Source organism: Dictyobacter formicarum, from assembly GCF_016587435.1.
This window is the reverse complement of sequence record NZ_BNJJ01000009.1, coordinates 36,498-49,796: the sequence shown is the minus strand read 5'-3', so window position 1 is coordinate 49,796 and position 13,299 is coordinate 36,498. Positions and strand designations below refer to the sequence as shown.

13 protein-coding genes are annotated in these 13,299 nt (G+C 50.7%); 5 read left to right on the top strand and 8 right to left on the bottom strand.

What is annotated here, in order from left to right; translation table 11 throughout:
• Nucleotides 1–196: 196 nt before the first annotated feature.
• The 4 genes from JMI88_RS16735 to JMI88_RS16720 all read left to right on the top strand — a co-directional run bounded on the left by JMI88_RS16735 (nucleotide 197) and on the right by JMI88_RS16720 (nucleotide 3,467).
• Nucleotides 197–967, top strand: a complete 771-nt coding sequence (locus JMI88_RS16735) for a ParA family protein (protein ID WP_201363076.1) — start codon at nucleotides 197–199, stop codon at nucleotides 965–967.
• Complete coding sequence (locus JMI88_RS16730; protein ID WP_201363075.1) at nucleotides 960–1,958, top strand: ParB/RepB/Spo0J family partition protein; 999 nt, start codon at nucleotides 960–962, stop codon at nucleotides 1,956–1,958. The genes JMI88_RS16735 and JMI88_RS16730 overlap by 8 nt, the downstream gene beginning before the upstream one ends.
• Nucleotides 1,959–1,989: 31 nt before the next feature.
• A complete protein-coding gene (locus JMI88_RS16725; RefSeq protein ID WP_201363074.1) occupies nucleotides 1,990–2,472 on the top strand; it encodes a DinB family protein in 483 nt (160 codons plus the stop codon).
• A 179-nt stretch (nucleotides 2,473–2,651) separates the two neighbouring features.
• The gene (locus tag JMI88_RS16720; protein ID WP_201363073.1) at nucleotides 2,652–3,467 is read left to right on the top strand and encodes a response regulator; all 816 of its coding nucleotides are present in this window, start codon (nucleotides 2,652–2,654) and stop codon (nucleotides 3,465–3,467) included.
• A 19-nt stretch (nucleotides 3,468–3,486) separates the two neighbouring features.
• Here JMI88_RS16720 and JMI88_RS16715 read toward each other — a convergent pair whose 3' ends face one another.
• The 3 genes from JMI88_RS16715 to JMI88_RS16705 all read right to left on the bottom strand — a co-directional run bounded on the left by JMI88_RS16715 (nucleotide 3,487) and on the right by JMI88_RS16705 (nucleotide 6,586).
• Nucleotides 3,487–3,729: a hypothetical protein gene (locus JMI88_RS16715; RefSeq protein WP_201363072.1), complete on the bottom strand. Its 243-nt coding sequence runs from the start codon at nucleotides 3,727–3,729 to the stop codon at nucleotides 3,487–3,489.
• Nucleotides 3,730–3,740: 11 nt separating this feature from the next.
• Entirely contained in the window at nucleotides 3,741–5,228 is a 1,488-nt protein-coding gene (locus JMI88_RS16710; protein ID WP_201363071.1) for a glycosyltransferase family protein, read from the bottom strand.
• A gap of 110 nt (nucleotides 5,229–5,338) precedes the next feature.
• Nucleotides 5,339–6,586 (bottom strand): sensor histidine kinase, encoded by a 1,248-nt coding sequence (locus JMI88_RS16705; RefSeq protein WP_201363070.1) that lies wholly within the window; start codon nucleotides 6,584–6,586, stop codon nucleotides 5,339–5,341.
• 924 nt (nucleotides 6,587–7,510) lie between these two features.
• Between JMI88_RS16705 and JMI88_RS16700 the strand changes: the two genes are divergently transcribed.
• Nucleotides 7,511–8,404 carry an FG-GAP repeat domain-containing protein gene (locus JMI88_RS16700; protein WP_201363069.1) on the top strand — a complete coding sequence of 298 codons (894 nt, stop codon included), beginning with the start codon at nucleotides 7,511–7,513 and terminating at the stop codon, nucleotides 8,402–8,404.
• Between the two features lie 345 nt (nucleotides 8,405–8,749).
• On the opposite strand, the gene JMI88_RS16695 is transcribed toward JMI88_RS16700, so the two are convergent.
• The 5 genes from JMI88_RS16695 to JMI88_RS16675 all read right to left on the bottom strand — a co-directional run bounded on the left by JMI88_RS16695 (nucleotide 8,750) and on the right by JMI88_RS16675 (nucleotide 12,779).
• On the bottom strand, nucleotides 8,750–9,133 hold the full coding sequence (locus JMI88_RS16695) for a hypothetical protein (protein WP_201363068.1): 384 nt from the start codon (nucleotides 9,131–9,133) through the stop codon (nucleotides 8,750–8,752).
• Nucleotides 9,134–9,199: 66 nt separating this feature from the next.
• Complete coding sequence (locus JMI88_RS16690) at nucleotides 9,200–10,156, bottom strand: hypothetical protein (protein ID WP_201363067.1); 957 nt, start codon at nucleotides 10,154–10,156, stop codon at nucleotides 9,200–9,202.
• A 44-nt stretch (nucleotides 10,157–10,200) separates the two neighbouring features.
• Nucleotides 10,201–10,509 (bottom strand): 4Fe-4S dicluster domain-containing protein, encoded by a 309-nt coding sequence (locus tag JMI88_RS16685; RefSeq protein WP_201363066.1) that lies wholly within the window; start codon nucleotides 10,507–10,509, stop codon nucleotides 10,201–10,203.
• Between the two features lie 36 nt (nucleotides 10,510–10,545).
• Nucleotides 10,546–12,366 (bottom strand): NAD(P)/FAD-dependent oxidoreductase, encoded by a 1,821-nt coding sequence (locus JMI88_RS16680; RefSeq protein WP_236022957.1) that lies wholly within the window; start codon nucleotides 12,364–12,366, stop codon nucleotides 10,546–10,548.
• An 83-nt stretch (nucleotides 12,367–12,449) separates the two neighbouring features.
• Nucleotides 12,450–12,779, bottom strand: a complete 330-nt coding sequence (locus JMI88_RS16675) for a hypothetical protein (protein WP_201363064.1) — start codon at nucleotides 12,777–12,779, stop codon at nucleotides 12,450–12,452.
• Nucleotides 12,780–13,299 lie beyond the last annotated feature (520 nt).

Genomic DNA, 13,299 nt, shown 5'->3' with positions numbered 1-13,299 from the left:
CCTTTTTATTATTTTATCTACATGACTGATTATGCTGACACGCCCTTTGCTCACATAGGCAGTTGTGCGCTCAAATAAATATAATCACACTATTGTGATAAGTCATGTTGCTTCTCGCTGATACATTTGTTACAATGTGCCTGAAGCGGAGCTTTATGGTCTTCGGCATGGAAGAGGAAAGGTATGGTAGCATCCGGTGTCAAAAGTGTACGCAATTACGAACCAAAAAGGCGGGGTCGGCAAGACAACTTCTGCTATCAACCTGGCTACGTATCTGGCCGCCGCCGGGCGCAGGGTACTGCTTGTTGATATGGACCCACAGGCCAATGCCTCAAGTGGGATTGGCGTCTTGAAAAATAAGCGGACGCATACGATTTATGATTTGCTTATACAAGAGAATGACGAAATTTCTATATTTGATGTGATTGTTCCAACTTCACGTCGGGAACTGGTGGTGGCTCCCTGCACAGTCGATCTGGCGGCAGCCGAGATTGAGTTGGTTGGCGCGATGGCTCGCGAGCATCGCTTGCGTCAGATCCTGGAGCCGATTCGTGAGCGTTGCGACTATGTTATTATTGATTGTCCTCCCTCTCTTGGTCTATTGACGATTAATGCTCTGGTGGCTGCTGATGGTATTATTATTCCCATTCAGTGCGAATACCTGGCGCTAGAGGGGTTAAGCCAGCTCCTGAATACTGTGAATATCGTTAAATCAAAGTTGAATGCCAACCTTTTTATTGTTGGCGTAATTTTGACGATGTTTGATTCTCGTACGCGGCTGGCCGCTGATATTGTGCGCGAGGTGCGCAGTCATTTTCCCCAAGAAGTTTTCCAAACGATTATTAATCGAAATGTTCGTCTAAGTGAGGCCCCTAGCTTCGGCCAGTCGATTATGGATTACGATCCTACTTCCCCTGGGGGTCTGGCGTATCGCGCACTTGCCGAGGAGGTAATGGCTCGTGGCTAAACCAAAATCTGGGCTGGGACGTGGTCTGGATGCGTTGATTTCTGGCGCTTCCGATGTGATGTCTGCCCAACAACCGGCTAAAATTTCTGCCGATACTTTGCCTTTTGTTCCGATTGATAGTATTATCCCCAATCCACGGCAGCCACGGCGTACTTTCCGTGATGATGATCCTCTGTTATTTGAGCTGCGGGATTCCATTAAAGAGCATGGTTTGATTCAGCCGATTGTGGTGACGCGCCTGGATGGAGCGGATAAGATGCAGTCGGCGCAGGCTGAGAACGATTGGTTTGGTTCTTCTTCGGCAGCTCCTGCTGCGCCGTCGGTGGTGCAGTATCAGATTATCGCTGGTGAACGTCGCTGGCGCGCTTCTAAGCTGGCTGGCTTGACCAAAGTTCCGGTGGTGATTAAGGATGTCACTCCATTGGAGATGCTTGAGCTGGCCCTGATCGAAAATATCCAGCGTTCAGATCTCAATCCAATTGAAGAGGCCCTGGCTTATCAGGCATTGGTGCAGGAGTTTGGTCTGACTCAGGAGTCGGTGGCAAAGCAGGTCGGTAAAGATCGGGCGACAGTGACGAATGCGCTACGCTTGCTGCAACTTTCTCCCCGCGTACGCGAGATGCTGGTTAATCAAGTAGATAACTTCACGGCTGGCCATGCGCGCGCTTTGATTAATATTACGAGTGAAGAGGCTCAGATTCAAGCGATGGAGCAGATTATTGCTTTGCGTCTGAATGTGCGCCAGGCGGAAGAACTGGCGGCGCGTATCAAAGGCGCTGAAGATGTGGAGGCAGCTATCGAGCAGGCCACTTCTATACCTCCCCGCTCTCCTGAACTGGCCAGTCTGGAGGAACATTTCCGTGAGGCCTTGATGGTGAAGGTCGATCTGAAATGCAATGCCAAAGGCAAGGGAAAGCTGGTACTCCACTTTAATAATCAGGATGAATTGGATGGTCTGTACGATCGACTGGTAAAGCCACAGGAAGACTAGACATGTTATAGAATCATATTGGGGAGGCTATATGGCGGGGATTGAGAGTCCTTTTGTAAAGGTGCGGCGCCGGTTGGTCATGGCTCGTGTCGAGTTTATGAGCCAGTTGGCCGCGTTTCAACCTGAGGATTTGAATCGCTCCCTCACTGCTGATGGGGAGTCTCCTTTGCTGATCGCCCACCATCTGGCTATGATAGAGGCTGTGGCCTTGCAGCAGTTGCAGCGTATTCAATCTGAAGATAATCCTCATTTCGATACTTTGATTCAACTCCTTCCTGTTGAGACGGAGTTGGGTGATACTGTTCTCTCTTTAGAGACGGTGTTGGCCGAGATGTTCGCTCGCCGGTCCGAGCTCCTTTCCTATCTTTTACAAGCTCCTCTTACTAGCTGGGAGCGCCCCTTCGTTTTTGCCTCCTGGGGCTCTCGTAAGTTTTATCAGTTAGTCAATATGCTACCTTTACATGATCGTCAGCACGCTCGTCAGCTTGCTACTATGCGTTCCCATCTACCATAGTTCTGTATTTATGTACTAATTTTATATGTCGCTTCGCGAGATGAATTTTCCCATTTGTTCAAGGGCTATACTGGGAATATGAAAGTGTATGAAGCAACCTGGCATGTTTTCTATCTGTAAGTAAGCGGCTTTCACAATCATTTTGCTGTTTGGCTGTTCTGGTTAAAAGGAGTCTTTTTATGCGCTATCCTGATACCGATGATCATCGCTTGCATACGATTGTGGCTACAGAGTCCATGACTCTCCCTCCTGCACTTTTAACTGATAATGAAGAACAACGGCTGGCGACTGGTGTTGCTGATAGTCACAATGCTATGACGAGTCAACCTACTACCCAGGTACGTGTGCTCATTGTAGATGATCATGCGTTGATCCGCGAGGGGCTGAGCCAGCTTTTTTCTCTGGAAGATGATATTCAGGTGGTGGGTGAGGCGGTGGATGGCTTTTCGGCTCTGGAGAAGATTCGCCAGACGCATCCCGATGTGGTGCTAATGGATATTAATTTGCCCGTAGTGGATGGCATTGCGATTACGCGCCAGGTGACCCAGCAATTTCCCGCTGTGGCGGTGATTATGTTGACGATGCATCGCCAGAATCAGCAGATCGTAGAGGCGATGCGCAATGGAGCGCGTGGCTATATCTTAAAAAACGCTACGGCTCGCGAGGTGGCGCAGGCTATCCGAACTGTTCATGCGGGTGGCGTGGCTATTTCTCCCTCTCTGACCGGCGTGCTGGTTAATGAGCTGCGCCGTCAACCTGAGGCTACTGCTCCGATCGGTCAACATGTGGCTCAACTCTCGGAAAAAGAGGTTGAGATTATTCGTTATCTGGCCGCTGGCATGAGCAATAAAGAAATCGCTGAGCGCCTGGCTTATTCTGAAAAGACCGTAAAAAACTATCTTTCGATTATTTTCCAGAAACTGCATCTGCGCGATCGAACCCAGGTGGCCATTTTCGCTCTGCGCCAGGGCCTGTTACCTGATGAAGATGTCTGAGCCGCATCTTTCTAGATGGTTATCTGGTTGCCTGGATAGGTCGATGAAATTGTGGTTTGAGCATGTACAGCACATAGCCGTCAAACTCGTAGCGCGTGAAGCGTCCGGCCGCCTTACTGTTGATCCAGCTTTCGACTTTGGATAGGCAGCCGTATTCAGGCATGGTGAGATTGGGGTCTTTGGGGCACAACCAGGATGCGTTCCAGGCATCCTTTTCGACGGCTTCGTGAAACTCTTTGACGCGATTATGAGTCCCCTCCATATTGTAGTCGATTACGGAGCATAAGATTTGCTCTTTACTGGCGAAGGCCAGGCTATTACAGGTCCAGTAGTCGGTGTAGATGCGCGTGGCCCCCGTTTGATCAGATAGTTGGCCAGGTTCTGGCGCTTAAGACTGGCGGCCTGCGCTTTGGGTACCTCTTGAAATGCAATGATCGTGCCAATGACCAGGATGACGGCCATGGTGGTCAGCAAGATGCGGCTGCCGTAGATTTTGATGCTTGACCAGATGGTGCTCGGTTGCCACTGGCTGGCGGCTGTCCAGAGGGGATAGATGATGGTGGCTGGCGTCAGGACGATCAGGCTGATGATGTAGCGCGCATGATAGCCGGGCTGGTCGTTGGGACCCGCGCTGATGATGTAGGCGATCAGGATCAGGATGGCGGTTATGGCCATGCACAGGTGGGTGGTGTGTAGGACCAGTGTGCGGTGATAGGCGCGCTCATCTAACTGCGCTCGTTGTCGTCGCAGTGCGCGTATGGCGATCAGTGCCATCCAGCATGAAGCCAGTATAATCACAATGTAACCGATACTCCAACTTGACTGTACGATGCCACAGCTCAGAGTCCTGGGTGTGTTGTCTCCCAGAAAAGGATATTCAAGCACCGGACAAAACGGAAAGCCGGTGGCAGTCGGCAGGCTGACCTGGAAGGTTTCGACGACATTGTGCCACAGTCCGGGATTTGTCTGTGAGGGACTGTTCAGGAACATGGAGAAGAGGACCTGGATGATGTTTTTGCCGACTTCGTTGCCGTGGATGATGGAGGGTAGGATGCCGATGAGTCCCATCAGGATGGCGACCAGCCAGCCACCCCAGACGAAGAATTCGCGCCAACAGAAGATGACGAGCAGCAGCGTGGCGCAGGCCAGGATGGGGAGCATGACCATGTCACTCCAGACGCCGATGCCGACGATGAGCCCAAAGACCGCGTAGCCAGGCAGGCGCAGGAGCCTGGTGTGCCGGGAGGCGTGAGGATCATAGGCGTGGGCGATGCGGGTGGCCAGTAGCAGGGAGAGAGTGCCAAAGAGCAGGGTCTCGGCTGAGCCTCCTGTGGCGATGGTTTGCCGGGTCAGGTAAGGGATCGAGCCTACACTGAGCAGTGCCAGGGTGAGCAGGGCAACCTTCCTGTTAAAGATAAAGCTGGTGAGCAGATACATGACAAAAAAGAAAAGTCCAACCAGCACAATCACTCCCAGGCGCAATGCTGCGATGGATGGTCCACCGGTGATCTGGTAAAAGAGCGCCCCCAGGTAAGCTTCTATCACACCCATGTAGTCTTGTCCATAATAGATCAGCGGTCGCTCTCCATGATAGGCGATATTGGTGGCCATTACAGCCATGGTTCCTTCGTCGCTATTGGTGGGAGGCCAATTTAACGCCACCAGGAGCACGCGTAGACCGACGGCGAAGAAGATAATCGCGACTGCTGATAGGCTATAATTGGTATTTTTTTGTAGTTTCATTATACGCACATCTGACAATGATGCCTCCTCTATTTCAATAGCCTACATAAATAAATACATTACTTCCTGGTATGTAGTGACACATAATGTGATAAGCTCCTTCGTTCTACTGAACGCGATCTGGAGCGTCAAGAAAAAGGGGGATCAGTCTCTTCTGGTTGCGTCAGCTCTATGCCTGGGCTGGTCAGTGGAAAGCTGGCCGTAATGGTAGTTCCCGTTCCCGGTTGACTGTGTAGCTGCCAGCTACCTCCTGCCTCCTGTACGCGTTCACGCATTGTGCGCAGTCCCATGTGACTATGATTGTGTGCTTCTGACTGGCCGCTGTTTTTACTATCGGCCTGTGTGGTGGTTGTGCCCAGGTTTTGGATAGAAAATCCGGTTCCGTTATCTTTAATGGTTACTGTTAGCAGCTTGTTTTGAATTTCCATCTCTACCCATATTTTAGTGGCATGCGCATGCTGATGGATATTTGCCAGCGCCTCTTGGAGAAAACGAAAGATCGGTGTTTCTAGCCGCTCTGGTATGCTCTGGATGGCCGGGAGATGCTGTTGGATAGTAAGGCCAGAATTGTCGCTGCCATACTGGTTGAGTAAGTTTGTGATCGCTGTTTGCATGGTATGCTGCTCAAGCTGCATGGGCCGCATGGCGCTGATACTGGCGCGTAGCTCTTGCAAACTTTCCTCTAGTATTGTTGCCGTCTTCCTGATTTCCTGATTGGCGGCCTGCAATTGCTGTTGCTCCAGCAAGCGTTGTATAAATTCCAATTTGTAGAGTGTAAACGCGATCTGCTGGACCACACTATCATGCAGGTCGTGGCCGATGCGCTGGCGTTCCTGCTCAATTATTGTGTGGCGCTCATTTGCCCTTTGCTGCTGCGCATACAGGATTTGACCGGCGATATTCCCTTGATACGTTAAGAGTAGCCCTCGGGCGTCCAACAGCATGTTGTTGTCAGCAAGCGAGAGCGCCACCAGCCCGATCAAGGTTTTATGACAGCTGAGGGTGACGAGTAAGAGAGTTTGCTGATTCAATGTGATGGTGTCGAGTGTGGATCCGGGACCGCGCAGCGAGAGCTGTTCCATTTCTTGGCCATTAATACTGGTGGAAAGTAAGCCGCAGGGGAGTTTTTCTCCCTGGTGCGCTACCGCGATAAAGTGTTGCTGGGCCGCGTGATATAGCAGCAGACAGGCGCCTGCCGCCTGAATTGTACGGCGCATATGCGTAAGAATGTGCTGACGCAGCTCAGGAGGCTCTGTGTCGCTGCCCAGCACAAATCCCATTTCGTAGAGGTCGGTCAGGCTGGCCAGGCTATACATCACCTCTGGCAGTGTTCCAGTGGCTGAATCCGGCGGAGAAGTGTTGCTTGCTTTATCCATTTGTGTTTCTCCAGTCTGCCATGCAATCCTATTTTCATCATACTCTGTCTGCAAAGCTTTGCTTTTGTCACCCAGAAAGTCATCCATACGTAAGAAAGGTAGTAGATTAAATTGGAGTGCAAGTGAATAGTTTACCAGGACTGTGTCAACCCTTTGCGAACGGGCGCATCCGCGTCCGAACCCTTTTTATTATCTGGTGCAAAAATTGCGCTGTGAGCGTGTTTGAAAAGCATGCGTTTCGTGTCTTCGACCCCTGACGGTTCGCGCCTACGGCGCTCAAAACGTTTTGTGTGTTGTTGCAGCACATGAGCGAATGCTCATGTGCTGCAACAACACACAAAAAGAATGGGGGCGTCAGCGCCCCTACAGGTATAGGTTTTTTGGATTCGTGCTAAGAAAGCGGGGATGCAAGGGGCTGGGGGATTGGGGGCTGTGCCCCCAACTTCTCCCCCCTCTCCGTGCCGCCCGCATGATCTTTAACAAATAAAGCAGGTATAAAGCGGGGAGGTGCAGGAGGGCCGGCGAGGCCCTCCTGCCGGGGTTCGGGGTGTCCCCGACCACTCCTCCCCCTCCTCCCGCCGAAGGTGGGAATGCAAGAGGTATTTTTATACCGTATTAAAAAGTAAAAGATCATCAGGGCGGCATCAGGGGTCTCAGGAGCTACGCCCCTAAAAAAACCTATACCTGTAAGGCGTCAGCACCCCATGCTGGGGAGATCGACGATCCCGTCAGGGATAGAATATCGGTATGCATCGATAAAAATCTGGCATGCTGCGAGTATTTTTGTTATACGATGGAACAGCAATATTTGACACTGGTAGCACTCTGATAGTATGATAGCTTTCGATACAGTTTTAATGCTAAACTGTAATATCTTCCTGTATTGTTGGCAAGTAAGCCATGCAGAGAGAGAAAGGATTACCAATGGCCGCCGATGGTGAACAGTCCGCGTCGCGAAGACGCGCAAGAGGAATGACTGGCAGTCAGACCCCCCATCCCTCGGTGTATCAGCGACCAATGAGCCGTGCCGATACATCGCCTCACACTGATGGCTATCGTTTCGATGAAGGGATGATTGATCCACCACGTTCTAGCTCTAGCGTTGTGCGTTTTACGAATACGCAGCCACCGCGTTATCCGAATACTCAGCTGGGGACATCTGCGGTTCCGGCCAGGCGTCAGGGAATGACGAAGGATTTACCGCCTCAGATGCGCTCAACCGGGCATACCGGCCGGCAGCCGCGTCTGCCTATGCAGCCACCTCAAGTGTATACGACTGCGGGCGCGAGAAATGTGGGCGCAAAAAATACCAGACCATCGAAGCCGCCGGTGAAGGAGAAGCCGTCTCGACGTGTGCATTGGCTCTTGCCCGCTGGTGTAGGTATGGTGGCGATGCTGGTTCTCTGGGTTCTGGGTAGCACGGCTCTTTCCTGGGGTATCGCACGCTATAATGATTTTAAATATGGTTACCCGCGTACCTATCAAACTGATGCCGTGGTTGGCCACAATGATAGTCCGACGCATAAAAGTCACTTTATCGCGATAAATTACAATCATCAAGCCGTAGTTATGGAAATGATGGGTGGCGATACAGGACCTGGTAAGTCGATAAGCTACGTTGTAAATTTGATGAGTAGCGATAGTGTTGATCTGGCGCCTGTGACGGTGGATTTCAAGGATCTGAATGGCGACGGTAAACCTGATATGATTGTTCACGTTCATCTTTCTAATCAAGATCAGGTGTCTGTGTTTATCAACGATGGTAAGAAATTCAGGCCGACAAATGCCAATGATAAATTTACTGCGCCGATTAATTAAATGTTCTCTACTCTGAAGGTACGCTGATTACCTTTTAAAACTATTAAAATTACATCTGGTCTCTATTACTGGAGCAAACCTCTCTCTTTCCCGTTTTGATTGTTGCGGTTATGGGGGAAGAGATATATAGACATTTATCTATATAAGTTGGAGGCGATTTGCTACAGCGGAGTTTTGCTTACCTTTGTTTCTCTATTAACGCACAGATACGATCAGGAAGATATTGGCGAAATGAGGACAGAACAATCCCCCAGGATCGCCGACCGTGGCTGCTGAGGAGCAGCTTTATTAGTGGTCAGGTGATGTGGGGGCTGGATAAATTGTTTTCGGTTGTCTGGTGCGTTTCTATTTATCAAAAATGCGACTGTAATGTTCAGAAACGACTTCGGCTGGGAAGTAGCGTAACAGGTTGACCGCTACTAGCGTAAAGGCGATCCAGTCAAATCCCGCGTCCAATGGTACCCCCAGGATCGTTCCCACTAGCGGCAATACTGCGCTCAAGATGGTCTCATTAATTGCGTCCGGGAAGAGCAAGATGGCCACAATTGCTGCGATGGATCCCACAAAGAGTACTTTTTTAAAGGCGGACACCCTTCTGTCTACCATCAACGCTTTGATCAACCTGGCTGTTTTGAATCCATGCAAGAAAATGTCTAATCGTTTGGGGTGAGCTAGCTTCCTGGCTAGCTGATTGCCAGGATATTGCTGTTCTGCCGATTGTTGTAGCATATCTTTTTCCTCCTGCTAAACGCTCTATAGGTAATACGTGCAAGAGTACGGTCTGGTTTTACTGATCTAGTGGTGGAAAAATGTTGGGATGAGTAGCTGCCCTGCGTAGACCAGGTGCCAGATGGTGAGGGTGAGGGTTAATAGCACTAGCAGAACGTGGAAGATGCGCCAGTAGCGGATCAGGGCTCGGTAAAATTGTTCGCGCTGCAGTGCACGTTGTACTGACTGTAGCTCTTCGATTTGCTCGTTATAGCCAGGCATCAGGGCGCCGGGTGTGGCTAGCGCGCTCTTTTTGTCTGGCACAAAGCGATATTGCTGACTGTTACGACTGACTTCCTGGGGCATCTCTTCTAATGAAATATAGGCAATGTCCCAGGAACTGGGAAGCGCTGTACCTCCAAGACTGACCGGATCAGGCGTGACAACCTGGGCTGTTTGTGGTGCTATTGAGCGGATAGCTCCCTGGGGCCTGAAGGTACGTAAATTTTGCGTATTATATGTTACTATTTCCTGGACGTTACGCGAGATATCTTCGATGCGGTCGTCTCCATGTTCGGTGAGGGCTTTTTTGACCTCTTTGGTGATCTGCCTTGGCGCAAAGCGGTCGATGATTCGTCCGATGAAGCCGCTGATTACCAGGGCAATCATGCCCTCGAGGGCGTAAGTGCCGGTGCGGGGATTGAAATTGCCGAAGGAGTGGAGCAGCAGTATCACTATCGCTAATACGCCAAAGCAAATATGCCAGTTCAGGGATTGATTGAGTTGACCTACGCGGCGCCGGCGCTGGCGCCTGGAGCGTGTGTAGAGAAAAGTCGCTAGCAGCATGAAGCTGTTGCCGACAATGCCATAAGTATAACCCGCCAGGCTATCGGGCGACAGGTCTTTGCTAAAGTGAGCATAGACAAAGAGGCTCAAAATAAAGATGAGGATCAGGATTAAGGTGACGAACCATGTGTTTAGCCATGGCTGGCTGGTATCCAAAAAGAACCAGGGATAGCCCTTCTCATCACTTAGTCTCTTCATGTATTATTCCCTCTTCTACGCTGATAAATACCCGCTTTAGCCAATTACACTTCTTCCATTGTGCTGAGAAGCCGCACTTTCAGCCAGAGCATCATTGCATCCCTGTGCAGTCCAACTGGACAGGGTGCGACACAGGCTCCACACTGGTAGCAGGCACGCGTGAAGCGTGCGACAGACTCTGAAATGGGCCCTGAGAGGGTCTCACGGTTGAGCATATCGATGGTGATTGGCTCCGCCAGCGCTGGACATGCCAGCAGGCATTCGTTGCAACCAATGCACGCCTGAATCTCCTGCCCCACCTGTGGCCTGGTCTTGTGAAGGGTGATGGCGTTCGGTTTTAGCATTCTTAGCATTCGTGGTTGCTCCTTCAAGCCTATCTGGCCTTGTCTTTAATCGATATCTTGAGATTGATCGATGTAAGCCCAGAGTTTATAGTGGAGTTGTTTCTTTTCGCTCGCCTGTACTGGTATTTCTGGTTCGCGTGCGACTGGCGATAACTGGTGTCCACCTGGCGGTGTAATGGGACCATCCATCAGTTGTCGGGCCTGGCGCATATATGATTGGGCGGCGTTGTTTTCAGGCATGGCTACCAGGTTTTCTGCACCGCTTAGCGAGATGTCTGGCAAGTTGCCGGTAAAAGGATTAATTTCATCCTCATTGTGTATTATCGGCATGGCTGCTCTGCCGGCTGCTTGCTCTATGACGCGCTGGGGTATCGGACCGGTCTGTGGAAGGTGTGGTGGCGGCAGCTGTTCGGGCATGCGTTGTTTTACTTGCCCTGGCTTGGGGTATGGGCGCAACTCACCGGTGTTGGGCAAACTCGCTGGCGCATTGTTAACTTCTTCACCTCGCAGCAAGGTGGGCAGTTTTTGTTCGAGCAGATTTCTGGTGGCCCTTGAGCGCTGATGTGAGAGATATGCGCGCGAGTCGAATTGACCCTTGAGTAAGGGTTTGATCACGCTACGGACCGAGATGCCTTCGTCTATCAGGCGCTTGATTGCCAGGCTATCGGGTTGGGCATGGCCCAGCGAGAGGTAGCCTACGAGCCGATCATCTAACATCGTTATGCGTCGATATCCTCCCTGGCTGGTGTCGGTCAGGGTTGTCAGGCGTGGATCTTTGCTGAGCGGTTCGCCAACCGTCAACATCGAGAGCTCTCCCAGGTGAGTAGCATGCCAGTGTACTCCAAATGGTTGTAGGGCCAGTTCTTTGTGCCCGGCCATCATTGAGCCGGCTATGCGGCCCTGGGCGACGGCTGCATACCACTGGGCTCGCGGCTCGTAGTTGCCGGTCTGGGGATTTTTGAGCGCGGCTACGTCTCCGGCGGCGTAGATGTCGCGTACACTGGTACGCAGTTTGTCGTCAACCATGATGCCGTTTTTATGCATCATGGGCACTGTACAATTTGCTGCTAGCTGGGTAGCGGCCTGCGTACCTGTACAACTTAAAACCAGTTGGCAAGGGAGCATTTCTTGATGGCTGGTTATTACCCCCGCTACGGCCCCTACACGTCCCACAATGCCTGTGACTTCGGTTTCCAGGTAGACAGTCGCACCCGCCCGTCTGACGTTGTTCAGCACGATCTCAGAGGCGTATTCGTCCAGCACTTTTCCCATGAAGGTCTTGCCACGAATTAACCAGTGGACATGAATACCCCAATAGAGCAGACCCATGACGGTTTCAATGGCGTGTGCACCGCCACCAATAACGGTTGCCTCGTTGATTTCTCCTAGCCGTCGCCGCAAGTCGAGGTAATCTTGTAAGCGATGCAGTGTGAGCACTCCATCGAATTTGCGTCCAGGTGTGTTCTTTGGTAGCCCCTGGGGAGAACTACCGGTGGCGATCAGGAGTGAGTCATAGCCGAACCCGCGATTGCCGCTCAGTGTGATGTATTTGCTCTGGGCATGTATTTCGGATACATGTGAGGTCACGACATGGATACGCTCCGTACGTTCGGTTCCTGCTGGATAGGCCAGCAGTTGCTCGCGCGTGAGTTTGCCCACCGCGAATTGTTTCAGTGCAGGTGTATTGATTGTGGGATGGATCTGGTCGGTTATGATCACAATGCGTTTCTCGGGAGCGAGACGGCGCGCTTCGATCGCGGCAGTCAGGCCTGCAATACCATTGCCGATGATCACAATCTCCCCATGATCGAGGGTTGGGTTATACTTCTGTTGTGCCGATAAATATCTTTTGTCTGAATCGTTCATCACAATCTCACATCCTGACCACACATGGATAAATATATGATGCTTGTTTTTCGGAATTAATGCGAAATGAATGCATCTATCCCTTAATCTACATCTGTCGCTATCAATGTACCGTTGGCTGTACGCATGAAATACACATCGGTATGTGCGTGCTCTTTCAGATGGCGGTACATATGCGATTCTCCTCCCATACAACGTTCATTACATTGGAAATGCTCAAGGGTACCATTGGCCGTTTTTAGCATAAAACTGTGATCAGGGTTTATGCTGACGATTGTTCCCGAAGTTTGTTCCAGGCCGGGACCATGCGTTATGAACATTCCTATTCCTTGCACAATTCCAATGGTTACTAATGAAGCAATGACAATGAGTAGCATTACCGCGATAAAAGCTGTTAAGCGCGAATTTAGCATTTCTAACTGTCCTGGCGTTTTTTAGTTAACAATGGTACACCGCATTAATAAATGCAAATATTTCCATTAGTAAGGGACAGAAAACTATCGATCTAGTCGCTTATGACTATGTGGTATTGTATATCATGTTGTTTCGGAGTTCAGGACTTCTTGCAAAAATTAGCCTGAATTTCTTATTGTCCGGTTAATGTGCATTGAGGTAAGAAAGTGTCTGAAGTCCATGACGATGGGAAGTAAAGCGCTCCCGTACGGGCGAGCGCATGCGCGCCCGAGCCTGGGGAACGCAGGCGTTCCCAATCTCTTTTTCATGGTTGGTGCAGCAGGTGCGCATTCGCGCACCTGCTGCACCAACCATGAAATACATTTTGAGCGCTGTCGGCGCGTAGCGTCAGGGGCCGAAGGCGCGAAACATCTGGCTTTCAGACGCACTCTAAGCTCTAGTAATTACAATATTGAGTATAGATTTTTTAAGGGGAATATGGTATTTTAGTATGCTCTTCAACCGGATAGGCGTATTTGC